The 26,226-nt window shown below is 38.9% G+C and carries 27 protein-coding genes and 2 riboswitches; of the genes, 6 read left to right on the plus strand and 21 right to left on the minus strand.

What is annotated here, in order from left to right:
- Positions 1-61: 61 nt before the first annotated feature.
- The 17 genes from FH508_RS14400 to FH508_RS14480 all read right to left on the minus strand — a co-directional run bounded on the left by FH508_RS14400 (position 62) and on the right by FH508_RS14480 (position 15,778).
- Positions 62-898 (minus strand): class I SAM-dependent methyltransferase, encoded by an 837-nt coding sequence (locus FH508_RS14400; RefSeq protein WP_173478964.1) that lies wholly within the window; start codon positions 896-898, stop codon positions 62-64.
- Entirely contained in the window at positions 895-2,394 is a 1,500-nt protein-coding gene (locus tag FH508_RS14405; RefSeq protein ID WP_173478965.1) for a cobyric acid synthase, read from the minus strand. The genes FH508_RS14400 and FH508_RS14405 overlap by 4 nt, the downstream gene beginning before the upstream one ends.
- A 107-nt stretch (positions 2,395-2,501) precedes the next feature.
- Positions 2,502-3,038: a cob(I)yrinic acid a,c-diamide adenosyltransferase gene (locus FH508_RS14410; RefSeq protein ID WP_173478966.1), complete on the minus strand. Its 537-nt coding sequence runs from the start codon at positions 3,036-3,038 to the stop codon at positions 2,502-2,504.
- A 14-nt stretch (positions 3,039-3,052) separates the two neighbouring features.
- A complete protein-coding gene (locus FH508_RS14415; RefSeq protein ID WP_173478967.1) occupies positions 3,053-3,613 on the minus strand; it encodes a nitroreductase family protein in 561 nt (186 codons plus the stop codon).
- A gap of 70 nt (positions 3,614-3,683) precedes the next feature.
- Entirely contained in the window at positions 3,684-4,451 is a 768-nt protein-coding gene (gene cobA, locus FH508_RS14420; protein ID WP_173478968.1) for a uroporphyrinogen-III C-methyltransferase, read from the minus strand.
- A complete protein-coding gene (locus FH508_RS14425) occupies positions 4,448-5,086 on the minus strand; it encodes a precorrin-2 dehydrogenase/sirohydrochlorin ferrochelatase family protein (protein ID WP_173478969.1) in 639 nt (212 codons plus the stop codon). Before FH508_RS14425 ends, cobA begins: the two co-directional genes overlap by 4 nt.
- The gene (locus tag FH508_RS14430; RefSeq protein WP_173478970.1) at positions 5,079-6,446 is read right to left on the minus strand and encodes a cobyrinic acid a,c-diamide synthase CobB; all 1,368 of its coding nucleotides are present in this window, start codon (positions 6,444-6,446) and stop codon (positions 5,079-5,081) included. Before FH508_RS14430 ends, FH508_RS14425 begins: the two co-directional genes overlap by 8 nt.
- 11 nt (positions 6,447-6,457) lie before the next feature.
- Positions 6,458-7,579 carry a cobalt-precorrin 5A hydrolase gene (locus FH508_RS14435; RefSeq protein ID WP_173478971.1) on the minus strand — a complete coding sequence of 374 codons (1,122 nt, stop codon included), beginning with the start codon at positions 7,577-7,579 and terminating at the stop codon, positions 6,458-6,460.
- Entirely contained in the window at positions 7,572-8,357 is a 786-nt protein-coding gene (gene cobM, locus FH508_RS14440) for a precorrin-4 C(11)-methyltransferase (protein WP_173478972.1), read from the minus strand. The genes FH508_RS14435 and cobM overlap by 8 nt, the downstream gene beginning before the upstream one ends.
- Entirely contained in the window at positions 8,357-9,064 is a 708-nt protein-coding gene (gene cobI, locus FH508_RS14445) for a precorrin-2 C(20)-methyltransferase (RefSeq protein WP_173478973.1), read from the minus strand. The genes cobM and cobI overlap by 1 nt, the downstream gene beginning before the upstream one ends.
- Positions 9,057-10,277: a precorrin-6y C5,15-methyltransferase (decarboxylating) subunit CbiE gene (gene cbiE / locus FH508_RS14450; protein WP_173478974.1), complete on the minus strand. Its 1,221-nt coding sequence runs from the start codon at positions 10,275-10,277 to the stop codon at positions 9,057-9,059. The genes cobI and cbiE overlap by 8 nt, the downstream gene beginning before the upstream one ends.
- Positions 10,234-11,367: a cobalt-precorrin-5B (C(1))-methyltransferase gene (locus FH508_RS14455; RefSeq protein ID WP_173478975.1), complete on the minus strand. Its 1,134-nt coding sequence runs from the start codon at positions 11,365-11,367 to the stop codon at positions 10,234-10,236. Before FH508_RS14455 ends, cbiE begins: the two co-directional genes overlap by 44 nt.
- Complete coding sequence (locus FH508_RS14460) at positions 11,367-12,026, minus strand: precorrin-8X methylmutase (RefSeq protein ID WP_173478976.1); 660 nt, start codon at positions 12,024-12,026, stop codon at positions 11,367-11,369. Before FH508_RS14460 ends, FH508_RS14455 begins: the two co-directional genes overlap by 1 nt.
- 12 nt (positions 12,027-12,038) lie before the next feature.
- The gene (gene cobK, locus FH508_RS14465) at positions 12,039-12,800 is read right to left on the minus strand and encodes a precorrin-6A reductase (protein WP_173478977.1); all 762 of its coding nucleotides are present in this window, start codon (positions 12,798-12,800) and stop codon (positions 12,039-12,041) included.
- The gene (locus FH508_RS14470) at positions 12,797-13,711 is read right to left on the minus strand and encodes a sirohydrochlorin chelatase (protein ID WP_173478978.1); all 915 of its coding nucleotides are present in this window, start codon (positions 13,709-13,711) and stop codon (positions 12,797-12,799) included. The genes cobK and FH508_RS14470 overlap by 4 nt, the downstream gene beginning before the upstream one ends.
- 15 nt (positions 13,712-13,726) lie before the next feature.
- Positions 13,727-15,403, minus strand: a complete 1,677-nt coding sequence (gene cobJ / locus FH508_RS14475; RefSeq protein WP_173478979.1) for a precorrin-3B C(17)-methyltransferase — start codon at positions 15,401-15,403, stop codon at positions 13,727-13,729.
- A gap of 3 nt (positions 15,404-15,406) precedes the next feature.
- A complete protein-coding gene (locus FH508_RS14480) occupies positions 15,407-15,778 on the minus strand; it encodes a (2Fe-2S) ferredoxin domain-containing protein (protein WP_173478980.1) in 372 nt (123 codons plus the stop codon).
- Between the two features lie 136 nt (positions 15,779-15,914).
- A riboswitch (cobalamin riboswitch) is annotated at positions 15,915-16,095 on the minus strand.
- Between the two features lie 256 nt (positions 16,096-16,351).
- A riboswitch (cobalamin riboswitch) is annotated at positions 16,352-16,536 on the plus strand.
- A gap of 140 nt (positions 16,537-16,676) precedes the next feature.
- Here FH508_RS14480 and FH508_RS14485 point away from each other — a divergent pair.
- The 5 genes from FH508_RS14485 (at position 16,677) to FH508_RS14505 (ending at position 22,949) form a co-directional block, all read left to right on the plus strand.
- Positions 16,677-17,423, plus strand: coding sequence for an energy-coupling factor ABC transporter permease (locus FH508_RS14485; RefSeq protein ID WP_173478981.1), 747 nt, complete (start codon positions 16,677-16,679; stop codon positions 17,421-17,423).
- Position 17,424: 1 nt separating this feature from the next.
- Positions 17,425-17,697 carry an energy-coupling factor ABC transporter substrate-binding protein gene (locus tag FH508_RS14490; RefSeq protein ID WP_173478982.1) on the plus strand — a complete coding sequence of 91 codons (273 nt, stop codon included), beginning with the start codon at positions 17,425-17,427 and terminating at the stop codon, positions 17,695-17,697.
- Positions 17,698-17,700: 3 nt separating this feature from the next.
- Positions 17,701-18,474, plus strand: coding sequence for a cobalt ECF transporter T component CbiQ (gene cbiQ, locus FH508_RS14495; protein WP_173478983.1), 774 nt, complete (start codon positions 17,701-17,703; stop codon positions 18,472-18,474).
- Complete coding sequence (locus tag FH508_RS14500; RefSeq protein WP_173478984.1) at positions 18,471-19,343, plus strand: energy-coupling factor ABC transporter ATP-binding protein; 873 nt, start codon at positions 18,471-18,473, stop codon at positions 19,341-19,343. The genes cbiQ and FH508_RS14500 overlap by 4 nt, the downstream gene beginning before the upstream one ends.
- Before the next feature lie 87 nt (positions 19,344-19,430).
- Positions 19,431-22,949, plus strand: coding sequence for a S8 family peptidase (locus tag FH508_RS14505; RefSeq protein ID WP_173478985.1), 3,519 nt, complete (start codon positions 19,431-19,433; stop codon positions 22,947-22,949).
- Positions 22,950-23,043: 94 nt separating this feature from the next.
- Here FH508_RS14505 and FH508_RS14510 read toward each other — a convergent pair whose 3' ends face one another.
- From FH508_RS14510 to FH508_RS14525, 4 genes are all read right to left on the minus strand, one after another.
- The gene (locus FH508_RS14510) at positions 23,044-23,661 is read right to left on the minus strand and encodes an NUDIX hydrolase (RefSeq protein ID WP_173478986.1); all 618 of its coding nucleotides are present in this window, start codon (positions 23,659-23,661) and stop codon (positions 23,044-23,046) included.
- Positions 23,658-24,305, minus strand: coding sequence for an HAD family hydrolase (locus FH508_RS14515; protein ID WP_173479115.1), 648 nt, complete (start codon positions 24,303-24,305; stop codon positions 23,658-23,660). The genes FH508_RS14510 and FH508_RS14515 overlap by 4 nt, the downstream gene beginning before the upstream one ends.
- A gap of 251 nt (positions 24,306-24,556) precedes the next feature.
- Positions 24,557-24,997: a GNAT family N-acetyltransferase gene (locus tag FH508_RS14520; protein WP_173478987.1), complete on the minus strand. Its 441-nt coding sequence runs from the start codon at positions 24,995-24,997 to the stop codon at positions 24,557-24,559.
- 189 nt (positions 24,998-25,186) lie between these two features.
- Positions 25,187-25,432: a YkuS family protein gene (locus tag FH508_RS14525; protein ID WP_173478988.1), complete on the minus strand. Its 246-nt coding sequence runs from the start codon at positions 25,430-25,432 to the stop codon at positions 25,187-25,189.
- Between the two features lie 221 nt (positions 25,433-25,653).
- Here FH508_RS14525 and FH508_RS14530 point away from each other — a divergent pair, with 221 nt between their 5' ends.
- A complete protein-coding gene (locus tag FH508_RS14530) occupies positions 25,654-26,202 on the plus strand; it encodes a GNAT family N-acetyltransferase (protein ID WP_173478989.1) in 549 nt (182 codons plus the stop codon).
- Positions 26,203-26,226 lie beyond the last annotated feature (24 nt).

A 26,226-nucleotide genomic window follows, 5' to 3' on the forward strand; every position in this document is an offset into this window, starting at 1 on the left:
GTACCCTATTGCTAAACAGAAGAAAAACCTTTGGTGAAAGCTATCACCAAAGGTTTTTCTATTATTTCGGTTGCCACGATACGAGTGCAGCGTGGAAGTCATGACGATAGTAAAAACGACCGTTTTTTTCCTCAATATACGGGGCAAGCGACTCTTCAACATGTGATCGATTAAAGTCCGCACTTAATATTTTTTTGCTTTGTGTAGTCACAAGCTGTTCATATGATTCATATTCATACGTTCGCTTTAATGGAATAATGTCGCAATCTGCATATATATCCATTTCATAAAGTAAATTCAAAAACTCAATATAATCTCTTCGTGGAAATTTAATATCGTAACCGTATTTGTCATGTAATATTTCGTAATGCGGTTGAATTGGTCCTGTTGTCATGCCGATAATCGCACGTTTTTTAGCAAGTCGGTTCATGTGATATAGTGCTGCTTTAATTTCATACATGCGGTAAAAACAATTCACGCCAATTACAATATCATGTGCTGCTAACTCAGTTTCAGCAAGCCTTTCCCATTTCGCATGCACATAGGATACATGGTTCTTATGTTGCAAACAATGTTGCAAGTAGGCAAGTATGCTGTCTGAGCTATCGACACACGTAAGGTTGCTAACATAATTAGCAAGAGGGAACGTATAATTGCCCCATCCTGGACCAATCTCAACTACCGAATGTTGTGGCTGAATATGTTTCTTCATTTCTTCAAAAATTTGAGCTGCATAAGGATCAGTTTGACCCATTTTTTTGCGCGCAATCGACTGAGACCAAAACTGTTCTTCTAATTGATCGTTGACCATTCGCTCTGGCATTTGTCCTTGCCAATCCTTCATTCCTTCTTGCCATAATGCTTCATAGTTAATAGCTAACGGTCCTTTTCTTGTCATCCATGTACCTCAATTTTTAACATCTCGTATATTTTTTCCATATTTAAATTAGCACGCACATGCGATGCTAGCATATTATAGGCATCTTCCCTACGCTCAGCATCACTTTTGACATCTGTCGGCAATGGTGTTATCCCTTTTGATATGCGAATCTCGTTAACAAGCTGTCGTGTAAAGGTACGATTATGGAATAAACCATGGAAATATGTACCGATAACTTGTTCATCTGCACTTACAGCTCCATCAACACGTCCATCTGCTAACTGTAAAAATGGTGATACTTCATCTCGTAAAATGTTTGTGCGACCAAGATGGATTTCATAGCCTGTCAGTGTGTCATTTCCTCGCACTCCCGACATTTGCACAGTTTTTTTATCTCCTACAAATACTGTTTCTATTGGTAATAGACCAAGTCCATGTGCTGAATCACCATTTCCTTCAACTGCCTCAGGATCGAGTAATACTTCACCTAGCATTTGAAAGCCACCACATATGCCAATAATTTTAGTGCCACGTGCACGTAAGCTTGCAATCGCCTGTGCAAAGCCTTGTGCTTTAAGCCATGCTAAATCATCCATTGTACTTTTGGTGCCTGGTACTATAAGTAAATCTGGTGTCCCTAGCTCTGCAACGTTGCCGATTAATCGCACACCGACCTCTGGCTCATCAAAAAATGGATCTACATCTGTAAAATTCGATATGCGAGGTAAACGAATCATCGCCACATCAACTGAAAACTCTCCAGGCTTTGGTTTTTTAAATCGCAGTGCAGACAACGCTAATGAATCCTCCGCTTCGATATTGACATCTACATAAGGCACAACGCCTAGAACAGGGATGCCTGTTTCACGTTCAACCCATTCAATGCCATCGTCTAATAGCTCGCGCATACCTCGAAATTTATTAATGATAAGCCCCTTTACACGTGCACGCTCTGCATCATCAAGTAAAGCGAGTGTCCCAATAATAGAAGCAAACACACCACCGCGGTCAATATCTGCCACTAACACAACTGCTGCATCTGCTAAATGTGCCATGCGCATATTCGCGATATCACGATCTTTTAAATTAATTTCAGCTGGGCTTCCCGCACCTTCAAGCACAATGACATCATATGTATTTTGTAACGTACGTACTGACTCCTCAACAATCGGCATAGCTTGCTGTACAAATTGATTGCGATAGCTCTTGGCATCCATATTTAAGAAATGCTTGCCATGAACAATTACCTCAGATACCATATCCTGTTTTGGCTTTAATAAAATCGGATTCATATGTGTTGTCGCTACAACACGAGCTGCTTCAGCCTGTACCCCTTGTGCGCGGCCAATTTCCCCGCCATCCTCGGTTACAAATGAATTTAGCGCCATATTTTGCGACTTAAAAGGTACCACTTTTAGCCCATCATCTGAAAAAATACGACATAATGCCGTACATATCATACTTTTCCCAACGTCAGAGGCTGTTCCTTGAATCATAATTGATTTTGCTGGCATTTTGATTTCCCTCCTTGATAATTAGGAGGGTCGCTTATATTCAGTGACTTAAATCACTACTGAATATCCCCCCATAGAATGTAATATCGTAATTTGAACAGATAGATTTAGAATTCTAGTCCTTTGACTGCTGGAATTCCTTCTTCATAATAATGTTTCGTTGCATCTATTGTTGATACTAAGTCTGCCATAGCAACAAGGGCGGGGTTCGCACTGCGTCCTGTTACGACAAGGTGCATTGTGGAAGGACGCTGGGCAATGGCTTCGAGCACTTCAGCTAATGGCAGTACGTCATCGATTGGAAATTTTGTAATTGCGAGCGCATTGTTAAGCTCATCTAGAACGAGTAAATCAATGCTGTCATCTTGTAAAGCTTGCTTTGTTTTTTGCCAAGCTTTTGCTAATGCGGCACGATGTTCCTCGGGTGTTTTTGTCCAAGTAAACCCTATTCCCATTTGCTCCATTTCTACTCCAAGTTTTGACAGGGCAATTTTTTCACCGTACGTACGCTCTGGCGATTTTATAAACTGCATATAACGCACATTTAAACCACGCCCTACTGCGCGTAATGTTACACCAAGGGAAGCTGTCGTTTTTCCTTTGCCATCACCTGTGTATACTAAAAATAAACCTTTTCTAGCCATTTCTCCTACCTCCTTTAGAGCCAAGTTGTTTTTTCTTCAAATGATGTACGTTTTTTGTCTTTAAGCTCTTGCTCTTCGGGATAACCTATGAAAATAGTACCTACGACCTTTTGATTGTCACCTGCACCGATGAATGTATGCATGCGAGAATCATGCACAAGTCCAACACCTCTCGTACGCCAAACAAATCCTAACCCTAGCTCCTCGGCAGCTAGCCACATAGACATAATCGCACTGCATACAGCAAAAATATTATCTTCTGTTGCGTCTTTATCATCTTCCACAATATCGGCTGTCACCACTATTGCCACAGGTGTTGTTTGGACAACCTTTAATGAACTTTCCACTAAATGAGGCTTCGTTGGAAATCGTTCTTGCAAATATGTACTAGCCATTGCTTCATAACGGTTCATTGCGTCACCTTCTATAACATAAAAATGCCAAGGTTCTCGCATTCGGTCATTAGGTGCATACGTCGCGGCTTGTAAAATTTGCTCTATTTTTTCTTTTTCAATAGGCTGGTTTGTATAGTTACGAATTGCTCGGCGATTTTTTAATGCTTCCATTACTTTCATGTAGTGGTCCTCCTTTGATCTATCTCTTTTGTCATTTGCTCGTCTTTTTATTTAAATAAGAAAATAGCAATTAGCTAAAAGCGAGCCCTTGCTCTTCAAACCATTGAATTTTTTCACGAACCTTAACTACGTCCCCTACAACAATCATAGAAGGATTATGATAACCCTCTCGATCAATAATACTAGCAATGTCATTTAGTGGTCCTGTTATTGTACGTTGTTGCTCAGTTGTCCCCCATTCAATGACCGCAACGGGCGTAGTCGCTGGGCGACCATTGTCAATGAGTTTTTTCGCAATATATGCAATATTCCCTACACTCATATAAAATGCGACAGTATCAATACCAGTTGCAAGTGCTGGCCAATTTAAAAAATCTTGTCCTTTTTCCTCACGACCATGACCTGTAACTAGTGCAAAACTTGTAGCAAAATCTCTATGTGTAACAGGAATGCCTGCATAGGCAGGAGCTGCAATTCCCGCAGTAATACCTGGTACCACTTCATAACGTATATCGTGATTTTTCAATATTTCAGCCTCTTCAGCGCCACGTCCAAACACAAAGGGATCTCCACCCTTTAAACGAGTTACAACTTTACCTTCTTGTGCCCGCTCAACAAGCAATGCATTAATTTCATCTTGAATAAGATGATGTTTACCAGGCAATTTACCACAGTACACAAGCTCTGCATCTTTTTTCGCAAAATCCAATAATTTCGGATTCACTAGACGATCATAAGCAATGACATCAGCCTTTTGAATACATTCTAACCCATACACCGTAATGAGCTTCGGATCGCCTGGACCAGCCCCTACTAAATATACAATTCCTTCTTTCATCGCGTTTCTCCTGTCAATAGTTGTTGTAAATAGGCCTCTCGTCGGTCAATCTCTCCACTTCGTGTCCATTCTAATAACTTTGGCTCAAGTAATGCTTGTAACGCGGCACGTCTTTGGTCACCCTTATAAAATGTAGCAGTAACCATTAGACGCGCTTGTTGTAAAAAGCATACGTAATCCTCATAGACGTTATCAAACTGCTCCGCTAAATCTTCTTTAATCTTGCGTGCGAGTGCTGGGCTTGCACCAGACGTGGAAACTGTCAACACTAAAGGGCCACGACGAATGGTTGCAGGAGTTATAAAGTCGCTCTCTCCTTGTACATCTGCGCGATTTAAGAGTTGCCAATGTTGCGCCGCTTCTTGGACCGCATTGTTGACGTTCGTTTGATTCGTTGCGGCAATTATTAATATTGCATCATCTAAATCACGTGGCTCAAATTCTTTTTCGCGCCAAGTTATTTGCCCTGATTCTGCAAGTGGCACTAATGAGTTGTGTAAAGTTGGACTAACTACTACAATATTTGCTTTAGCAGGTAGCAATGAAGTAACCTTTTGCGTTGCAACATGACCACCACCAACAATAACAACTGTTTTATATTCAATATTTAAATGGATAGGAAAGTAATTAGTCATGTGTTTTCACCTTCTTACATGCAGTTAACCAGTTATCAACTAGCTTTGGATTGGAAACAAAATGAAAATGCGTATAGCCTGCTACTAAATTTCCGTTTTGGTAACCTTCTTGTTTATTGCCAAAACGCCCTTTTGTTTCGTAGGCAGGCGTTTCATGGGTACCACTGTATGAAGAATAATGGAATTCATGGCCCTTTGCTTGTTCGTCCTGACCGATTAAAAAGTTAGACGTTGTTCCAAAAATTTCACGATAGCCAAGTGCCGCAAGCTTTGTTTGCATCGCTACTTCCCCAGGAATAACTCCTAGCATTTCATGACGTTCCCCTTGACTATTTGTAATTGCTTCAGTCAAATACATAAAGCCACCGCATTCCGCTAATGTCGGTAAACCTTTCGTGATGGCTTCACGAATGGATGATTTTACGATTGCATTTTTTGCTAGCGTATCGGCAAACTCCTCTGGGAAGCCCCCACCGATATATAAACCATCTGCTTCCGCTGGTACGGGTTCATTTGCAAGTGGTGAGAAAAATTGCACTGTTGCACCTTTAGCTCGTAAAAGTGCTAGATTTTCCTCGTAATAGAAATTGAATGCAGCATCTTTTGCAACAGCAATACAAATATCTTTTGTAGGTTGTTTGGCAAATAGTTGTCCCGTCTCTTGTAGAACGGGTGCCTTTGTTAATGACAATAGTAAATCCAAATCAATCGTCTCTGCCATTAAAGCTCCTAGCTTGTCAAAAAATGAATCGAGCTCACCACGTTCAATCGCAGGAATAAGCCCTAAATGGCGACTTGGAATATCAATGCCTGTTTCACGTTTTAAATAGCCGATAACTGGAATACCACATTCCTGCTCAATCGCAGCTTTGGCAATTTCATAATGACCAACACTGCCTACTTGGTTCGCAATAACGCCGACAATGTTTGGTTTATCAGAAAGTAGCTGAAAGCCTTTAACTACAGCTGCTACGCTGCGCGCCATACTAGCACAATTGACGATTAAAATAACTGGACTTTCGGTCACAACACTTATGTCCGCCGCAGAGCCTTCATCAGATAACGGACTTTTGCCATCATAAAAACCCATAACACCTTCTATAATGGAAACGTCCGCATCCATGCTTGCACGTGCAACAATATCACGTACCGCATCATGCGAGAACATCCAGCTATCAATATTACGTGATGCACGTCCAGTTACGGCTGTATGGTAACTAGGGTCTATATAATCAGGACCACATTTAAAGCCTTGTACGACTTTACCTTTTTCTTGCAAAGCTTTCATAAGGCCAATTGTAAATGTTGTCTTGCCAACACCACTGCCTGTCCCTGCAAGTACAAAGCGATTTGTTTGCATAGGATTCCTCCTTAATATACTAATCTTGCTACAGAAATCGTAGCATTGCCTGATTTTTTCTTTGGTAATAGCAGGGAATCAACCTGTGCATAGCGCATAGCAGCTGGTTCACTTACCCCATATGCCCCTGTATATTTAAATACTGTTTCAGATGGCGATGGGAAATTGATTTCATTTAATTGTTCGGGAGTATATGTTACAAACGCCCAATCATATTTTTTTGTTATTTCAATAAAGCATGATTCATCTTTTTTCAAATCAATTGTACAAAGTGCTTTGACACTTTTTTTCGAAAGCTTCAGCTCTGCTAGCGTTTCATCAATCACTTGTTCAATCTCTTCAACTGCCGTCCCACGATTACAGCCCATACCAAGTACAATCGTTTTTGGTCGATAAATGACGCCATTTTCAAGAAGCACTTCTTCCTCAGGTTCAATGAGACGGTCGGTAATGAACAGCGTAGCGTGTGGATTTGCTTCAATCGCTTCGTGTGCTGATGGGTAAATTTTTATTTGCTCAGGCATTGGTGTATCACGCATCCACCAATCACGTTCCCCAGCTTCCTGCACAATTGCAACGTGTTCTTCATTAACAACAGAGGCGCTAACAGGTGTTAGCTTATCTGCACTGTCCCAAACCCAGCCAAAGCGAGCACCAAATAAGTCAACAGGAATTGTTTTTTGAACGTCAGAAGCTGTTGTAATAATAGGGTTTGCTCCAAGTGCCGCTGCAACTTCATGCGTTAGCTCATTCGCTCCACCTAAATGCCCCGAGAGTACACTAATTACATTCTCTCCCCGATCATCAATAACAACAACACCAGGATCAGTCTTCTTATCCTGTAAAATTGGTGCAATCATGCGCACCACTGCACCAAGTGAAATAATTAAGATTAAGCCTTTATACTGCTTAAAAAGCGTCGGTAGTAATAAACGAACAGTACCAGAAAAAAGCTGAATATGCTTTTCATCTTCGTCGCCCTGTTCAAATTTACTCATATAATATAGGTCACTTGCAGCAAATGTTTGCTGTAGCTTGCGACCGATTTGAACACCATGCTTTGTAATGGCCACAACAGCATACGGATTGCGCTGATCAACTGCAGGCAATACCCCCTCTTGTAATTCAATCACTTGTCTTCACACCTTTTCGGAAGCCATGTGTAAAGGTCGCATCATATAGTTTTGAGCGGTACTCGTCTTTATCATGGATATTTGGGTCTAATGCCCAACCAGCTAAAATCATCGCATGCTTACGAATACCATTGACACGCATCGCTTCATCAAGCTCAACTAAAGTCGTACGAACAATTTTTTGATCGGGCCAAGTAGCACGCTGAATGACCGCAACTGGTGTATCATCAGACCATCCCGCACTTTGCAATTCTTTGACAATTTTCTTTGTTAGTGTTGCACTTAAAAACAGCGCAATCGTACAATGATGGCTAGCAAGATCACGTAGCTTTTCAAACTCAGGTACAGGTGTACGACCTTCTGCACGTGTTAAAATAAGCGTTTGTGTTAAATCAGGAATGGTTAATTCCGCACCAATTGCCGCCGCTGAAGCAAATACCGAGCTTACTCCAGGAATAACTTCGTAGCCAATCCCTTCCTTCTTCAACAATGCAATCTGTTCCATGATAGCTCCATACATCGCAGGGTCGCCCGTATGCATACGTGCTACTACTTTCCCTGCATTGACACGTTCAACCATGACCGCCACCATTTCTTCTAAATGCATACCAGCTGTACGAATAACTTCCGCACCTGGCTTTGCCTTTGCAATAAGATCTTCATTGACTAGTGAATCCGTATACATGACAACATCCGCTGTTTGTAGCATATGTAAACCTTTAACTGTAATTAAATCTGGGTCTCCTGGGCCTGCACCAACAATATAAATTTTCTTCATTATTTACGCACCACCATTAACGTTAAATATTCTAAATCTACACCGTCTAGTTCACGCACATCCCAAATAATTTCCTCATCGGACGTAACCTTTGTCACAACGGAAGCCTTATCAAGCAAGTCTAAATCACGTAGCACTTCTAACATTAAATCAATAACCTTTGCTACTTTTATAAATACGACTGCATCATGACTTTCAATGGCCTCACGCATTGCCTCATAATTATCATGAGCTGGAATAATTGCGACACGATCATCTCCATCCGCAAGGGCTATGCCTAGTCGTGATGCAGAACCATTGAATGATGAAATACCAGGTACAGTACGAATTTCTACATCTGGATGCGTGTCCTGCATTAACTTCATCATATGAATAAAAGTACTATATAAAAGAGGATCACCTTCTGTCACAAAGGCAACATCCTTACCTTCTTTCAATTTACCATAAACAAGTTCAACAGATTTCGTCCATTCACGTTCTAAAACTGCTTCATCCTTCGTCATCGGGAAAACAAGACCAAGCATATCTTTTTCCTCAGGATTAATGTAAACATCCACAATACGATGTGCATAGCTTTTACTACCCTTTAATTTTTTCGGGTAGGCAATAACGGGTGACTCTTGGATAACTCGGAATGCCTTTACTGTAATTAACTCTGGGTCGCCAGGGCCTACGCCTAAGCCATATAAAATACCAAGATTACTCATGATTTTCTTCCTTTCGATATGCCGAAATAATATAGATCGGGTTTAATGGGACAAAGCGAGTCATATCTAAAATCGGTTTACTACGTGCAAGTTGCGCCTGTAAAATTTCTACTGCAAAGCCACAAGCTTTAAACGCCTCAACTGCCTTATATAAATTTTCAATTGTAGCCGCATTTAAGACAATGCGACCATTGGGCTTTAGGCGTGCACAGCACAGCTGTAATAATTCCACCATTTCCCCCCCTGTTCCGCCGATAAAAATCGCATCTGGGTCTGGAAAATGTTCCAGTCCAGCTGGCGCTTTACTATGAATAGCGGTAATATCCACGCGGAATTTCTGTTGATTTTGTAGACAGTTTTCTAAATCAGGTGCATTTTTTTCCACTGCATACACTTGACCTTCAGGTGCCAGTTTACCAGCTTCAATTGCCATCGATCCTGTGCATGTACCAACATCCCAAATCGTACTATCCTTTTGAATTTGCATAGCTTGTAAACTTAATACACGAATTTCTTTTTTCGTAATCAGTCCTTTATCTGGTTTACGTTGCGAAAACTCTTCATCTTCAATACCAAGTGTATAATGCTTAGGAGCTGATGTTTGCTGTAGAATAACAACATTTAAAGGTGAAAATTCCGCTTTTTCTAATTCATCAAGAGTATACCAGCCATATTTTTCATCAATGCCTTGTAAATTTTCTGCCACAAAAGCTCGGTATTCGGTTATACCAAAATGCTTTAAATAACGTGCCAGTGCATTTGGATTATTGTCTGCATCTGTTAGTAATGCTACTTTCTTTTTGCCATCAATACGTTGCGCTAAGCCTTTCATTGGTCGCCCGTGAATACTCGTTATATAGGCATCCTGCCAGCTTTCGCCCATTTTTGAAAATGCAAGCTGCACGGAGCTCATATACGGATATACTTCGATATTCAGCTTTTTGGCTAAATAGCCCCCTATGCCATAAAACAAAGGATCACCCGAAGCTAAAATAACTGTATGTCTCGTTTCTTCGGATAGTTTTTCAACAAGCGTTGAAAGTCCGCCTTTAATGACTATTTTTTCTCCTGTAAAGCTTGGGAAAAAATCAAGGATACGCTCACCACCTACGAGCACCTCGCAGTCTTCAATCCACTGTCTATACTGTGGTAGCAAACTTTCCTGTCCGTTATCCCCGATCCCAATCAATTTCATCGATTGATGCAATGTCATCAGCCCTTCCTAATAATTGTCCCTGCATCGAATAAATCGATGTGGAGAGCGTCATGCCCCCTCTAATATGATGTAAAGATGAATAACAGCACGCCTCGCATAGGTGATGAAAGAAAGCATCGTAGCCTTTTTCAGCCATGATTTCACCAACCTGTGATGCGGTATTTGCCTCTCTTACTTGCGCTACTGTTTCTTCATCTGCCCCAATATCAATGGCTAGCTGCGCTAAAAAATTAAAATCAATGGCTGCGCTTTTGGAGTGCACCATCATTACACCTTGTGCTACTTTCGAAAATTTCCCCATCATTCCAACGAGCGATACTTGCTTAATGCCAAGTCGTTTACAATGCTTTAATGTAAAGCCGACAAAATCACCCATTTCAATAAATGCTTCCTCAGGTAATGTAGGATATTGGGCCATCCCAAACTTTTCACTTCGCCCACCTGTTGTGACAACAACATGTTCACAACCAGCTGCCCTTGCGACACTAATAGCTTGAACAATACTTGCCATATATGCAGAACTCGAAAAAGGCACGACGGTTCCCCTTGTGCCTAAAATGGAAATGCCCCCAATAATGCCAAGACGACCATTTAATGTTTTTTTTGCAATTTCCTCACCTTCTGGTACAGAAATAACAACATTTACGCCGCGATTAATTTGAAACTCGTCTAGCACGTCTTGTACGGTACTATGTATCATTTTACGTGGTACAGGGTTAATTGCTGCTTCCCCAACAGCAACAGGCAAGCCGGGCTTTGTTACGCGCCCGACGCCAATACCTCCATCTAAATGTATCCCAGGTGTATTAGCCCAGCTTACTGTGCCAATAATAAGGGCTTTGTGTGTCGCATCTGGATCATCACCAGCATCCTTAATCGTTTCACAGCTTACTTCATTGCTGCTAATCGTACATTTTTCAATCGTAAATGTTGCGTCTCGTCCAATAGGCAAATGAATAGTACTCGTTTCTTGCTCTTCATTTGTAATGAGTGCTAGTAATGCTGCTTTTGTAACTGCAGTTGCACAGGCTCCTGTTGTATAACCGTGACGCATGTCTTTAGGATCCTTTTTTGGCTTCCGCTCCATTATTTTTTCGCCTGTTCGTCCGCTAATAATGAAACGGCATTTAAAGCAGCAACCGTCACTGTACTACCGCCTTTACGCCCAACATTTGTAATATAAGGAATTCCCTCTAGCTTTAACAGCTCTTCTTTTGACTCTGCTGCTGATACAAAGCCTACTGGCATACCAATAATTAAGTCTGGTTTGGCTAACCCTTCTTTAATTAAGCGAATTAACTCTAGTAAGGCTGTCGGTGCATTTCCGATTGCATAAATGCCACCTTCATGTAATTTTGAAGCCTTTTGCATAGAGATAATCGCACGCGTTGTATTTTGTTTTTTTGCTTCAATAGAAACGTCTTCATCTGCGATATAGCAGTGTAAATCCCCACCATGCTTTTGGAAACGTTTTTTTCCTGAACCACTTTCAATCATTTGTACATCAGCAATGACATGACGACCTGCAAGGATTGACTTAATGCCCGCTTCAATCGCTCCTGGTGTAATAATAACGCTACGTCCTAATTCAAAGTCAGCAGAAGCATGGATAATACGACGTACAATTTTCCACTCATCTTCTGTAAAATCATGTTCGCCCATTTCCTCTGCAATTATCGAGAAACTATAGTCATAAATTTTGTCTGGGTCTACTGTTAATGGTTTGAAATCTGTTTTGAAATCCATATGAAATGCCTCCTAAAGTATGTGTTGTACCGCCTGTACTACTTCCTCAAATGAGGAATATTGCTGGCCGTATTTTATATTTGGTCGTGCGATTAATATTGTTTCAATACCACAAGCCAGCGCTGCGTCAAGCTTTTCATCGACTGAGCCGACCTTGCCACTTTCTTTCGTAATCATCAATGTCACGTCATATTGACGAAATAACGCTTCGTTTAATTCTTTTGAAAAAGGACCTTGAATAGCAACAATGTCTCTTTGTGCCACACCAAGTGCCTCACATTTTTCCATATTATCAAGGCGCGGAAGCATACGTGCGATAACACGTGTATTTTCTAGGCCCTGTAATACTTTTGTAAACGTTGCAAGCGTTTTACTACCAGTTGTCAGCATAATGACACCACGTTTTGTTGCGGCTAATTGTGCTGCTTCCTCATAGTCTTTGACAACTGTAATCAACGGGTGGTCATAATGCTCATTCGCACGTTCATATCGAATATATGGAACACCAGCACTCTTTGCTGCTGCCATCGCATTTTTAGATGCTTCCTCTGCAAATGGATGTGAAGCATCGACAACTAGACGATATCCGCGTTCTGTAAGTATTGCTGCCATTTCCTCAGCCGTTAGTCTACCAACTAGATGTGGTAGACCTACCTCTGCAAGGCTTGAAGCGGCTGAATCTGTCACAACTGTCGCCGTCACAGCATAGCCCACTGACTGCAATTCAAGTGCAAGATTCCTTGCGTCACTCGTACCTGCTAACATGAAAATCATTTTACTAGCTCCTCGTTATGATGATGGTCATGATGGTGGTCATGATGGTGGTTATGGTCATGATGGTCGTGATCGTGGTCATGATTGTGATGATGATGCGCATGTCCATGTACCGCCGCATAAGCACGATAATTTTCTAAATCTTGCATACCTGTTGATGTACCATTTACTGCTTGCTCAATACGGTTTAAAAGGACATTTTGCAAACGTTCATGGTAGCCAAAATAGTTAGCAATTTGAATATCACAGTCAGGATATTGCTTATTAAATTGCTCGCACATACCATTCATACGTTCCATTAAAATACCTGTGAATAAAAAGTACGGTAGCATAATAATTTTTTTCGCCCCTAGTTTAACGCAGCGTTCAATGCCTTCTTCAACACGAGGATCTGTCACGCCCATAAAAGCACTTTCCACATAAGGAACGTTCAGTTTTTCCCATAACAAACGAGTAATTTTATAAAAATCACCATTTGCAGCTGGGTCACTACCACCTCGTGCAATTAATAAAATGGCAGTATCCTTATGTTCTTCTTCAGTATTAAAGCCGATTTCTGCTAAGCGGTCTTCTAAAATAGCAAATATTTCATCATGAATACCGATTGTTTGCCCATAGGTAAATGTAATGTTTGGATAATGTTCACGTGCATGTTCGATTTCTGCAGGTATATGCATTTTTGAATGGCCTGCATGAAGTAGAATAATCGGAATTACATGGACCTCTGTAGCACCCTTGTTTATACAATTTGTAATACCTTCTTCTATGTTAGGAGAGGCAAACTCCAAAAAACATGTTTCAACTAAAAAACTTTTATCAACTCGAGGTGTCATTTGCTCAATAAACGTGCGCACCTCGTCGTTTCCTGCTGCTAAACGGCTACCATGGCCAACAAATAAAATTGCTTTCATTTTTTTATCTCCTCACTAGTCGCCGCACGGAGCTGGCTCTACTTTTATTTTTGACGACATATCTTGATACGTAAAATGCAATATTTTTTTCACCCGTTTGAAATATTTGAACAAGCGTTCATTTGGATGTGCATTTGCCTTGTATTCCTCAATAATGTCTGTAATAAGCGGAATAAGCTGTTCTGGCTCTAGCCCCTCTACAACGGGCTGGGCCGCATGGGCTGTACGCCCTACTGGCTTAGCGCCGATAAAAACATCAAATTTACTTTTTCGATAGACGATACCGATATCGTCAAACACTGCTCGATAGCACGCCATGCCACAGCCATTAAAGCCAATATTTAAAGTTTTAGGCAGGGATAATCCACCAAGCTTATCTTGAATTTCCTCTGCATATGGAATTGAATCTGCCTTCTCTCCATAACAGAAATCACAGGCTTTTAGTGACAGCACATCCCCTATTGGTGCAAGTAAAAAGCCTACTGCTCTTAACTTTTCAGTAATCATTTCAGGCTCTGTCGTCGGAATTTTCAAATGAATCTGATGGTCTGGTGTATATTCCATCGTGCCTTCATCTCCCACAACTTCAGCTAACGTCATCATTTGCTGTGGCGTGAAAAATTTATTTGCTACCCCTGGACTAACAGCAAGTTCAAAAATCGACTCCATTTTTTGCTGGACTAACTTTGTTGTTGTCTTTGTGACAGTTGTTCCTTTCACCATGGCAAGTGCTGTTGCTGCCATTTCCAATGATGATTTTTCTGGTACTGTTACAGGCGCAGGTGCTATTGCAATACTACTTTTCATCCGTCCTGCATTGGGATCTGCCGCAAAGTCTTGGCGTGCAGTACCTGTTTCTTGGTTCATTGCCCACGGTTCATTTTCTTCTCTTAAACGCTGGTGTGGACGTAAAGGCTGTTTTTCTTCTCCAAGTGTATATTTGCGCTGATAGCCACGCGGTGTAATCATTTTATTGTCATAGAAAAATGTCGATGAATTGCCAATAATTACTGTAGTTAACATGCCGATATCATGCTCGAGCATCTCTGCTAACGTTGTCATTGTTATTTCCTGACGATCTCGGTAGGCACTTTTCACAAGTCCTACAGGCGTATCAGGTGATCGATATTCTAGTAAAATCCGTTGCGCTTCTACAATTTGACGTGTACGGCGCCCACTTTTAGGGTTATATAGAGCAATGACAAAATCCGCCATCGCCGCAGCTTCCACACGCTTTGCAATTAAATTCCAAGGCGTTAAATGATCACTTAAACTAATCGTGCAAGAATCATGCATAATTGGTGCGCCTAGCAAACTTGCACAAGAATTAATAGCAGAAATTCCTGGCACAATCTCAACTTCAATCCCTGTTGCTTCCGTCCAACCAAGCTCAATGAGGACTTCATATACAAGTCCAGCCATTCCATATACGCCCGAGTCACCACTCGAAATAACCGCAACAATATTTCCAGCCTCGGCTTGACGAACTGCTTCTTGTGCACGTGACACTTCTTCTGTCATGCCAGTACTAACAATCGACTTTGCACTTACTAAATCTTGAATGAGCTCAACATATGTTTTATAACCGATAATAAATTCACTTTGTTGTAATGCCTCTACAGCACGGGTTGTAATATGCTTGAAATCCCCAGGTCCAAAGCCTACAACAAAAATCTTTCCTTTTTGCGCCATTTTTTACCCCTCTTTCACCTTGTCGATGCCTTTGATGGCTGTTGTTTGCGGGGTACGCTGCAACGTACCTTCTGTCAAAGTAAACACATGCTCACTATGTAAAGAATCATCGTTTAAATCTTTTACAAGCGTTCTACCATGCTCTACTGTTGGCACACGATACCAATTTCCCTGTGGATACGCGATTACAACACATGCATCTTTGCATCTGCCATTACAACGCGTTCTTGTTGTATGTATTTCCTTATCGAGTGCTAATTTCTCTATTTCATCTCGTATGGCCAACGTAATTTCCTCAGCCTCTTTTTTCATGCAACTACTACCATTACAAATAAAAAGATGTGTTTTCATGCCCTCTAAGTTCCAAGTTGTCATTGCTGTTCTCCCCTCATTGACTTTTAGGAAAAAGAAAAAACCTTTACTCAACATCGAAGAGTAAAGGTTTTATAGAAGCCAAAATAAAAACGAATATACACGTATCCGCTCTCGCTTCACTTCTCCCTCCGAAAAGTTTGCATATCATCAACTAAGCAGGTTTCCTGACTTAAGCTTCCTCTTACTTTCGCGCCTTCCCAAGTTTCCAGTGGCATTGCGATTTCATCAGCTATTACAGTAGCGGGGGCTGTATCGGATTTACACCGATTTCCCTATTATCTCGAAGTATATCGAGCACTTAATGATGGATTTATATTTAAATTTTGAAATGAAATGTTAATAAAACGAATATAAAACTGTTTCTATCATAGCCTATTATTTTTACTCTTTTCAACATTTCTTTTTTATTTATTAGATTTTTAATAAAATTTCAACAAATATTCCGTTAAAATTGATTGATTCTCTCTTGTATTTATCTGAATTTTCTAGAATGTAATTCTATTAAAAAATCTTTTTACAAAAAAAGAATAGCTTATGATTGGAAAAACATGTTACACTTCTTCGTGAAAACTCACAATTTCATCTTTTTTCGGTGCGAAGTGTATACATTTCGCTTAAAAGGGAAGCCGGTTTAAGTCCGGCGCGGTCCCGCCACTGTATGAGGGAATTTTATAGAAAATGTCACTGTCCAAAGGACGGGAAGGCCTATAAAATGTTGATCTTAAGCCAGGAGACCTGCCGAAAAAATCGTGATCGTTTCAACCTACGAGGATAGGTGTGCGGCTTAGCAAATGACCATTAGTATTTGCTTTTTCAGCTATGCACTTTTCCTAGACGGAGAAGTGCTTTTTTTATTGCGCATCCTACATTCGAAAATGACTGTGAAGGAGGAATGGTTTTGAAATTTTCTTTTTGGAAACTTAGTTATTTCTTACTAGCTTTTTTACTAGTACCAAATCGAGCGTTTGCCATGCATATCATGGAAGGGTTTTTGCCGATTGAATGGGCGATTTTTTGGTGGGTCGTTTCGATTCCATTTATTATTTTAGGATTACGTTCTATTCGTAAAACAATTGATGAAAATCCTGAAACAAAAATGATATTAGGCTTATCAGGTGCGTTTGCATTCGTTTTATCAGCACTGAAAATCCCATCAGTAACAGGAAGCTGCTCACATCCTACTGGTGTTGGTCTTGGTACGGTTCTTTTCGGGCCATTAGCAATGAGCGTAATCGGAACAATCGTTTTATTATTTCAATCTTTACTTTTAGCGCATGGTGGTATTACTACTTTAGGTGCGAATGCTTTCTCAATGGCGATTGTAGGTCCAATTATTGCGTATTATGTCTTTAAAGGTTCTCAAAAAATTGGTCTTTCATTTTCTATCGCTGTCTTTTTTGCCGCGATGCTTGGGGACTTAGGTACTTACGTTGTCACTTCAGTTCAATTAGCACTAGCTTTCCCTTCTGAAGTAGGGGGCTTTATGGCTTCATTCACAAAATTTGCAGGGATTTTTGCTTTAACACAAATTCCTCTCGCAATTAGTGAAGGGATTTTAACTGTTATCGTCATGAATTTCTTAAAAAAATACAATGTGAGCGAATTAAAGGCTCTTCGTGTTTTCTCAGCAAAGGAGGCACATTAGGATGAAGAAAAATTTACTGCTACTAGCTGTCGTTGTACTTTTAGCAATCATCCCCCTTTTCGTACAAAAGGGTGCAGAATTTGGTGGTGCTGACGGAGAAGCAGAAGCTGCAATCGGTGAAATTAATGCAGAGTATGAACCATGGTTTGAAAGCTTATGGGAGCCACCAAGCGGTGAAATTGAAAGCTTATTATTCGTATTACAGGCTGCGATTGGTGCTGGCTTTATCGGCTATTTTGTAGGCTATATGCGCGGCAAGCATAAGGAAGGTTAAACAATGTTACTCATTGATAAATATGCTTATATGAATAAACTAGCGACTGTTCATCCGTTAGAAAAAATGACGTTTTCCTTAGGGTTACTGCTATTATCGCTTATCGTGAAAGATGAACTTATTTCACTCATTACATTTATTGTAATGAGTGCTTTTATCATTTTATACGCAAAAATTCCCTTTTCATATTATGTAAAATTACTATTGTTACCAGGTTTTTTTCTACTATCTAGTTTAGTATCTATTTTGATTTCAATTGCACCAAATTCAAGTATACTACCAGCACATCGCTTTGCATTTTCGCTTAGTCATTGGACCATTTTCATCGGTAATGCAAGTTTGATTACAGCACAGCAGTTATTGTTCAGTGTACTAGGTAGCATTAGTTGTTTGTACTTTTTAATATTAACAACATCTGTCCAATCTATTTGCCACGTGTTACGACAATGGCATCTACCTGTTTTATTTGTAGAGTTAGTAGAGCTTACGTATCGATTTATTTTTATTTTTTTAAATAGCATGCAAAAAATCCATCTTGCGCAACAATCACGCCTTGGCTATCAATCACCAATGCAATGGCTTAGGTCGATTTCCATGCTCATTGCAGCATTGTTTGCCGAAATGTTTCAACGTAGTCGCGAACTTAATAATGCGATGCAGGCACGTGGTGGCGAATCGGTCTATTGGCAAGATAGTGTACGATACAGCAAGAAAAATTGGTTTGGAATGGTTATTATTTTTTTATTCCTCATCTTATATGGAGGTTTTTTCTCATGACTGAACTTTATTTTGAGCTTCAACAGTTATCGTATGCCTATGCAGACGGTACTGAAGCACTAACAGATATTACATTACAAATTCCAAAGGGGAAAAAAATCGCCATACTCGGTCATAATGGTGCTGGTAAATCAACATTATTTCAGCATCTAAATGGGATTTTAAAACCGACCGCTGGCAATATTACCTTTTGCAACGAAGCACTTAGCTATTCAAGAAAAGCATTATCAGCATTACGCCAACAAGTAGGCATCGTATTTCAAGATGCTGACAATCAACTTTTTTCAGGTACCGTAAAGCAAGACATCGCTTTCGGTCCATTAAATCTTGGCTGGTCACAAGAAAAAATCGAGGAAAAAATCGCCTGGGCTGTCGCACAAACAGAGGTCGAATCATTACTAGAGAAACCGATTCATTTTTTAAGTGTCGGACAGAAAAAACGTGTGGCGATGGCAGGTGTGCTCGCAATGGAACCGTCTGTTTTATTATTAGATGAACCAACTGCTGGACTAGACAATTATTATGCTGCACAGCTTTTACATTATTTAGCTAAATTAGAAAATGGGCAACGAACATTTTTATTGGCGACCCATGATATTGCTTTGGCTTATGAATGGGCAGATCAAATAATTGTGATGGAGGAAGGTAAAGTTATTTATAATGGGGATCCTGTTGAATTGTTCTATCAGGAGAAGTTGCTTGAACTAGCGCATCTTGAACGACCCTGGGTTTTTGACATAACTCTCGCCCTGCAAAATAAAAATCTTTTTGATAAGAATATACAGATGCCTCGTTCAAAAGAAGACTTACAAAATCTAATCGAGCATTTGGGTGACAGGCACTCAAACAATTTACAAACAATTTTATAAAAATTTGTTGAGGAATGATGAAACTTTTCTTTTATCCATCCGTTATAAATAGTGAAATGTCATATTTTACTCAAGGAGGGAAAACAATTGAAAAACTGGGTGATGAAATCAATCGCTGTCGTAGCATGTTCTGCACTAATGGTTCCTGCTGCTTCTGCCTTTGCTGAAGCACCACAGAACCCAGAATTGGTGACAAGTATGCTCGCTAGCAAAAAAAAGCAAGCATTAAAGCAGTTCAACTATCAAAATGGAGGAAACGAATGGATTAGTCCCGATACGATTATCGTTAAACATTCGGGCCTTGCTAAGACCGTACATAGTAAAATTGGTTCAAAAGTAATTCGATCGATTCCTGCATTAGGCTACGAAGTAGTCCAACTTCAAAAAGGTGTAACATTAGAAGAGGCTTTTTCGTATTATGGCAAGCAAAACGGAGTTAAAAGTGTATCTCCAAGCTACAAGTATTATTCCTTTAATACGATTGTAGATCCAAAGAAAAAAGATATGTATCATTTAGACTTACTGCAAATTGATAGAGCTTTATCATTAGCAGGAAATCATGAGGTTAAAGTGGCAGTTATCGATTCTGGTGTAGATTATAAACATCCAGATTTGAAGTCTCAAATACTTCCACCATATAATGCTGCAACACCTGCCAATACTACCTTTTCTGACCCCCATGGGACGCATGTAGCAGGCATTATTGCAGCTACTAAAGATAACGGGTTTGGTGGATACGGTGTTTTCCCAGCAGCAAAGATTCTTCCAATCGATGTCTTTAACGGCAAACAAAGTGCAAATGATTTCGTTATAGCACAAGGGATACTGCACGCCATTGAACAAAATGCCGACGTTATTAATATGAGTCTCGGTGGCTACGGCGAGTCCCCTCTTATGCAGGAAGCCGTACAAAAAGCAATCGATAAAGGCATTACAATTGTAGCTGCTGCAGGGAATGATTCAACAGATTATTACTCCTTCCCCGCTTCTTTCGAAGGAGTCATTAGCGTTGGTTCTACAAATAAACACAATAAATTATCAAGCTATTCAAACTATGGACCATCAGTGGACATCGTTGCGCCAGGAGAAGAAATTTATAGTACCGTTTATGATGGAAAAAAGGGATCCTCATTCACAACATTTAGCGGGACTTCAATGGCATCTCCTGTTGTGGCGGGTGTAGCTGCTCTACTAAAATCAAAATATCCTACTTTAAAGCCTCATGAAATAGAGGCAATACTCGAAATGACCGCAAAGGATTTAGGTGAAAGAGGCTACGATCTCACCTATGGACATGGCCTCGTTGACCCTTTTAAAGCATTACACTTCGATTTAAACAACCTACCGAAGCGCTATTCTGAAACAAATGAAGAGCGCCTAAACAATGCCAAAGTGCTAAATAAAAATAGTAAAAATACCGAAAAAGGCGAGTTCAAGCTACCTGATGAAAAGAAATGGTATAAAATTGAATTAGATGCAGGTGAATATGCACAACTGTCATTAAAAGGAGCTAGCTACTATGACTATGCATTTGACCTATACTTCTACCCTGCAGGTCAAAAAGATGAGTCAGAAACGATTAATGTAAATGATGTTCGCGCAGGAAAACAAGAAGGCTACCTTTATAAAGCAGAACAAGCAGGAACGCTTCTTATTGGCGTCAAAGATTATAATGGAAGCTATAGCCTAAAAGGTGCATCTAACTTCATTTTCACAGCTGAAACGACGAAGGAATTACCTATCGATTCATTAGCAATAGACAGTCCATATAATATTCAACAGTTCCCATTTAGTACAGCGGGGGAAAATTATACGTTACTTTCAGAGAATCAACAAATCGACAAAGATTACTTTACTTTTTCAGTAACTGAACCATCTACATTAAAATTTGATTTATCAGGTATACCAGGTGTTACAGCATCAATGGAAATCTATCTAAAAAGTGAGTTGGATAGCATCCCAACAGAACAAGTAGATGTTGAAGAAAATGAAATTGCCCCCTACCCAATACAAGCATATTTCAGCTCCGAAAAAGGTGAAAATGCAAGTATCGTATTTGATGCAATCCCTGAGGAAGAGTATGTATTAAGCGTTTCCAATGACAACAGTGGCGTAATCTCAATCGATATTCTCCTTAGCGGCGGTATTGATAATGAGGAAAAATCGTCCATTAATGAATCTATTATTCCTTACACGTTAAAAGGAGAAATTGTTCATCTTCCTGAAGATGAAGACGGACTTCCTTTGAATGAGCCAATTGTTGAAGACGATTTACCATACAGTGAAAATGAGCCAGCTCCATTAAAAGGAAAGAAACGGGAACGAGTAAATAATTTTTTAAATATAAGTTTAGATTCAGATTTTGATGAAAATGCTATAGATGCTGACCTTATTATGGAGAATGCGATTCCTTATAATATCGGTGAAAGTCAAAAAGCATACTTCCAAACGGAATATGATGAAGATTATTTCGTATTTACCGCTCCAGAAGATGCGATTTATGGTTTCCAAATTAAAAAAGGATATAATCATAAGCCAGCCGCTACATTATTGGAATATGATGAGGAAACGAATGAGTTGCTACCATTTTCTTCATTAACTAATGATCCAGGGCTAATTGGTCTACTTTACGGCATAACAATTGATGAAAACGATGCAAAAGCAATAGCACTGAAAAAAGATAAAACATACGTTGTGAAAATTATCAATACTGGTGGCCATTCCATCGAACCATATACACTATCAACAAGTAAGATGGTAGCTATACCTGATGACAAAAACAATGATATAAATGCAGACATCGATGCCCAAACAATTGTACCAGGTAAGGACTATCAAAATCATCTTCTCTATAATGATGATAAAGATTACTACTACTATAAACAGCGAGGGGAGGATACAGTTTTAAGTCTTCTGATATCTTCCGTACCTTATACAAATAAACAACTCAATCAGTTACCAAAAGAACTTCAATTTGACTTGAAGTTTTCTGGTTCAATTATCGAGGATACAAATGGCAATATGCAAATCGATGACGAAGAACTAGCAACAGAAATTCCGTTTGGACAAGGTGAAAGCTTATTTGAAATATTCCTTGGTCTCTCGGGAACTTCAGAGGTCAACACCTCTTTCCTAGCAAAAAGAAATCACGGTTATTTTATTACTATAAACGGTACGGACTTTGGGCTCGTATCACTGCAACCATACACATTATCTGTATTTAATCATAAAAATGTTGATGAAGATGCAAATTCCACATTAGTGAATGGTTTGCCAACAGAACCAACAAAGCTAACGAGAAGTGGCGATAAATATGTTGCTAATCAATATTTAAATGCCAGTGTGCCATTTGGCGATAAAGACTATTTTGAATTTTACAATGACCGCAAACGCGATGTGTTCTTCTCTTTACAAACTGAAAAAGGTTTAGATGGTGTAATTCGAATTATTGATGCATTTGGAAAAACGGTTGAAACATTAGATCTTTACGGTTCTAAAGATACGGAAATAGGTTCTGTCGAACTAGATAAAGGAACATATTATATAGAAGTTAGTGAAGTAAACGGCAAAGCGAGTACAAAACCATATACGCTCGAAGTACAATAACTAGCAACTATAAACAAAGCAAGGCATCGAGTTAGGTTCCTCGATGCCTTTTGTCTTTATTCTCAACGACTTCATTCGAAAATTAACTTTTATCTCAATCAAATATTGTTTTCTTTTCTGGTGTATGCAAAAATTCAAAAAGAAGATTAAGTTGTGACATCGTATTTCTATTAGTAGAAAGCGGTGGTAAATTATGTTGCGAAAAAAATTGAACGTTATTCGTCTCAACACCTACTGTAGCTTCTCCTCCAATAATCTCACACAAAATAAATATCTTATAGTAATGATAAGGTTCAGGAGGGTGCGGGTGTTTATTTTTGTCCAATAATGCAAGTAACCTAACTGGCATTACATCATAACCAGACTCCTCTTTAATTTCTTTTATTATATTCTCTGAAGGCGATAAGCCAATATCACAAAAGCCTCCTGGTATTGCCCATTTATGATCAATATTTTCTTTTACCATTAATATTTCATTATTTTTAAAAACTACACCACGAACATCAACTTTTGGAGTTTGATAACCTGTTTCATTTGTAAATAAATCTTTAATTTTAGTCATTTCTAGTTCAGTTTGCTGTGACATCATCTCTGCACTAATGTTACGTAATTCCTCATAACGCTCTATATCATAAATATCCTTAGAAAAAGTTAAGCCTGCCTGAGATAATGCTTGTATTTTTTTTGCCCATTCCAACCATTGGTGACTCATAAAATGCCTACTTTTAAGGACTGCTTAAATTCTATGACACTTTTTATGATTGAATTAGGTTGTTCTTTAAATTCCTCTGTTTGGTAATCAGATAACCATTGTACGCCAATTGTATAGACATTCGCTTGTAAACCTGCAACGATATCCGCATCACTATCTCCAATATAAATCGCCTCAAAATTTTCTACTGCTAAAAGTGACAATGCTTTTAATAAGCCCTCAGGATCAGGTTTAGGTTTTAATACATCATCACCAGTTATCATGACATCAAACAATCCTTCCATATCTAATGCTTTTAGAGAGATATCCAAGCTTCTTTTTGCCTTTCCCGTGAAAATCCCTATTTTTATATTTTCCTCTCTCAAAGAAGTTAATAATCCACGAATTTCTGAATTAACTTCTACCAAACTATTATGTAATTTGGAATACTGAGCATAGTAATATTCGATAGCTTCTTCCTTATTAGGATTTGAGAGATTCTTTCTAATAATACCTGTTTCAGAAGGACCAAACATTTCCTTAATCTCATTTGTTGTAAGATTTTTATTATCATATTTATTAAATACTTTTTGAAAAGCATAATAACAAATTGGTAAAGTATTCGCCAAGGTTCCATCAAAATCAAATACTATTGCTTTCATAATTTAGCTCCTTTTAGTTTATATTAGCTAGTAACACCAACACTCATTGAATAAATTTTTATAATTCGACTAGTTCTACAATAAATAATGGCTCTTTTTGACCTCCCTAAAGTTATTAATATATATATTTTACAAATGTTTCTAAAATCCTTTTAATTTGTTATGATATGCTTCTTTCACAATGAAACCTATCACGCTATTGTAGATAGACATAAAAAAAGCATCTTCATCCAAAATGGATGAGATGCTTTTTCCTAATTAAAATACTTAACATAATTACAATATTGATCTTGCTTCATATTGAGATTTTCATAGAGCTTTCGTGCATGCACATTATCTGTAGCCGTTTGAAGTGTAACATATCTTGCATATTGTTGCTCACAATATTGAAACACTTTCTCCATCAATGCTTTGCCCACCCCTTGGCCTCTAGCATCGTCTGTTACATATATATCATTTAATATATATGCCCGCTGTAATGCGATAGATGAAAAAGTTGGATATAGTTGCGCAAAGCCAATCGTTTTCCCATTTACTTTAGCAATAAAAATAATAGATTCTTTTAAAGCCATTCGTAATTGGATAAATGCTTTAGCACTACTTCTATCTGATTCTAATCCATAAAACTGGCGATATTCATCAAATAGCACTGTTACTTCTTCTAATTCATCCAGAGTCGCGTGAAGTATTTCCATTTCAGTCTCTCCCCTTATGTCTACCCGTGATTGTTAAAATATGTAGCTAGTGTTAATTATAAAGGAAATGCTGGTATAAAGATATTAGGAATAGTACTTAAGAGATAAACTTAGCTTGCTTCAGGTGGAAATTAAAAGATGCCGCTTTCGAAGCCACTTTAGACTTCAAAAACAGCACCTAAGCCATTTTTAGTGGAAATAATGATCTACACGCTGTATTACTTCATCAGCAGAAAGCCCAGCCGCATCAATAACAGGTCCTGCCATTATAGGATCACTAATTCCCATAACATCTCTATCCTGCCCTGTAATTACGCAAGCATCGCATTTTTTTGCATCTTCTTCATTGCGAAGCTGAATCACTTCATAACCTTTAGCTTTTAATGCATCTTCAACATTTGATAATGATTGTTCGACACCAATAATTTTAGACATTTTTCTTCCACCTCCTATATGTTAATGTGCCATATAGGATTGCTAATTATTCACTTATTTCATTTTTTGTTAAGAACAAAATGTTATTAAAATCGTTATTATGTTTCCAGCTGTATTCAACATTTGAATTACCCAAAATTATACAAAATAACCATTTATATGTGATATACTATGAAAATAAGTTTTCATGGCATGAAATAACTAGAAGAAGGAGGAAGAACATGATTTATAGTAAAACTGATAAAACACTCGAAACAGCTCGGCTACTGCTACGCCTTTTTAAAGAAACGGATGCACAGGAAGTCAGTAAGTTTTGCAACAATTACAATCTATACAAAAGCACGTTGAATTTACCTTATCCATACTCGATTGATTGTGCACTGACATGGATTGCAAATCATGAAAAAAACTATGACTTAGATCAAATATATGAATTTGCTATTACAGACAAACAAAGTGGTCAGTTATATGGGGCTATCGGTATTTCCAATCATCAACAATACAAAAATGGCGAAATTGCCTATTGGATTGGTGAAGAACATTGGGGCAATGGCTATGCAACAGAAGCAGCTAAGGCTCTTATCGACTTTGTGTTTACAGAGAAAAACTATCATCGTGTTTACGCTCGCTATTTTAAATCAAATCCCGCTTCTGGTAAGATTATGGAAAAGTGTGGTATGCATTATGAAGGTACTTTAAAAGACCATATTTACAAAAATGACGTGTTTGAAGATATAGTTTTTTACGGAATTATTAATCCGATGAAATAAAGATGCAGGTTGGGGCTTACGTGA

The organism is Lysinibacillus sp. CD3-6 (genome assembly GCF_006351725.2).
In the GTDB taxonomy this organism is placed as follows: domain Bacteria; phylum Bacillota; class Bacilli; order Bacillales_A; family Planococcaceae; genus Lysinibacillus.

Excerpts from the sequence above, each read along its gene's own strand:
- FH508_RS14400 (WP_173478964.1), bottom strand. The coding sequence starts at position 898 with ATGACAAGAAAAGGACCGTTAGCTATTAACTATGAAGCATTATGGCAA.
- FH508_RS14405 (WP_173478965.1), bottom strand. The coding sequence starts at position 2,394 with ATGCCAGCAAAATCAATTATGATTCAAGGAACAGCCTCTGACGTTGGG.
- FH508_RS14410 (WP_173478966.1), bottom strand. The coding sequence starts at position 3,038 with ATGGCTAGAAAAGGTTTATTTTTAGTATACACAGGTGATGGCAAAGGA.
- FH508_RS14415 (WP_173478967.1), bottom strand. The coding sequence starts at position 3,613 with ATGAAAGTAATGGAAGCATTAAAAAATCGCCGAGCAATTCGTAACTAT.
- cobA (WP_173478968.1), bottom strand. The coding sequence starts at position 4,451 with ATGAAAGAAGGAATTGTATATTTAGTAGGGGCTGGTCCAGGCGATCCG.
- FH508_RS14425 (WP_173478969.1), bottom strand. The coding sequence starts at position 5,086 with ATGACTAATTACTTTCCTATCCATTTAAATATTGAATATAAAACAGTT.
- FH508_RS14430 (WP_173478970.1), bottom strand. The coding sequence starts at position 6,446 with ATGCAAACAAATCGCTTTGTACTTGCAGGGACAGGCAGTGGTGTTGGC.
- cobM (WP_173478972.1), bottom strand. The coding sequence starts at position 8,357 with ATGAAGAAAATTTATATTGTTGGTGCAGGCCCAGGAGACCCAGATTTA.
- cobI (WP_173478973.1), bottom strand. The coding sequence starts at position 9,064 with ATGAGTAATCTTGGTATTTTATATGGCTTAGGCGTAGGCCCTGGCGAC.
- cbiE (WP_173478974.1), bottom strand. The coding sequence starts at position 10,277 with ATGACATTGCATCAATCGATGAAATTGATTGGGATCGGGGATAACGGA.
- FH508_RS14455 (WP_173478975.1), bottom strand. The coding sequence starts at position 11,367 with ATGGAGCGGAAGCCAAAAAAGGATCCTAAAGACATGCGTCACGGTTAT.
- FH508_RS14460 (WP_173478976.1), bottom strand. The coding sequence starts at position 12,026 with ATGGATTTCAAAACAGATTTCAAACCATTAACAGTAGACCCAGACAAA.
- cobK (WP_173478977.1), bottom strand. The coding sequence starts at position 12,800 with ATGATTTTCATGTTAGCAGGTACGAGTGACGCAAGGAATCTTGCACTT.
- FH508_RS14470 (WP_173478978.1), bottom strand. The coding sequence starts at position 13,711 with ATGAAAGCAATTTTATTTGTTGGCCATGGTAGCCGTTTAGCAGCAGGA.
- cobJ (WP_173478979.1), bottom strand. The coding sequence starts at position 15,403 with ATGGCGCAAAAAGGAAAGATTTTTGTTGTAGGCTTTGGACCTGGGGAT.
- FH508_RS14480 (WP_173478980.1), bottom strand. The coding sequence starts at position 15,778 with ATGACAACTTGGAACTTAGAGGGCATGAAAACACATCTTTTTATTTGT.
- FH508_RS14490 (WP_173478982.1), top strand. The coding sequence starts at position 17,425 with ATGAAGAAAAATTTACTGCTACTAGCTGTCGTTGTACTTTTAGCAATC.
- cbiQ (WP_173478983.1), top strand. The coding sequence starts at position 17,701 with ATGTTACTCATTGATAAATATGCTTATATGAATAAACTAGCGACTGTT.
- FH508_RS14500 (WP_173478984.1), top strand. The coding sequence starts at position 18,471 with ATGACTGAACTTTATTTTGAGCTTCAACAGTTATCGTATGCCTATGCA.
- FH508_RS14510 (WP_173478986.1), bottom strand. The coding sequence starts at position 23,661 with ATGAGTCACCAATGGTTGGAATGGGCAAAAAAAATACAAGCATTATCT.
- FH508_RS14520 (WP_173478987.1), bottom strand. The coding sequence starts at position 24,997 with ATGGAAATACTTCACGCGACTCTGGATGAATTAGAAGAAGTAACAGTG.
- FH508_RS14525 (WP_173478988.1), bottom strand. The coding sequence starts at position 25,432 with ATGTCTAAAATTATTGGTGTCGAACAATCATTATCAAATGTTGAAGAT.
- FH508_RS14530 (WP_173478989.1), top strand. The coding sequence starts at position 25,654 with ATGATTTATAGTAAAACTGATAAAACACTCGAAACAGCTCGGCTACTG.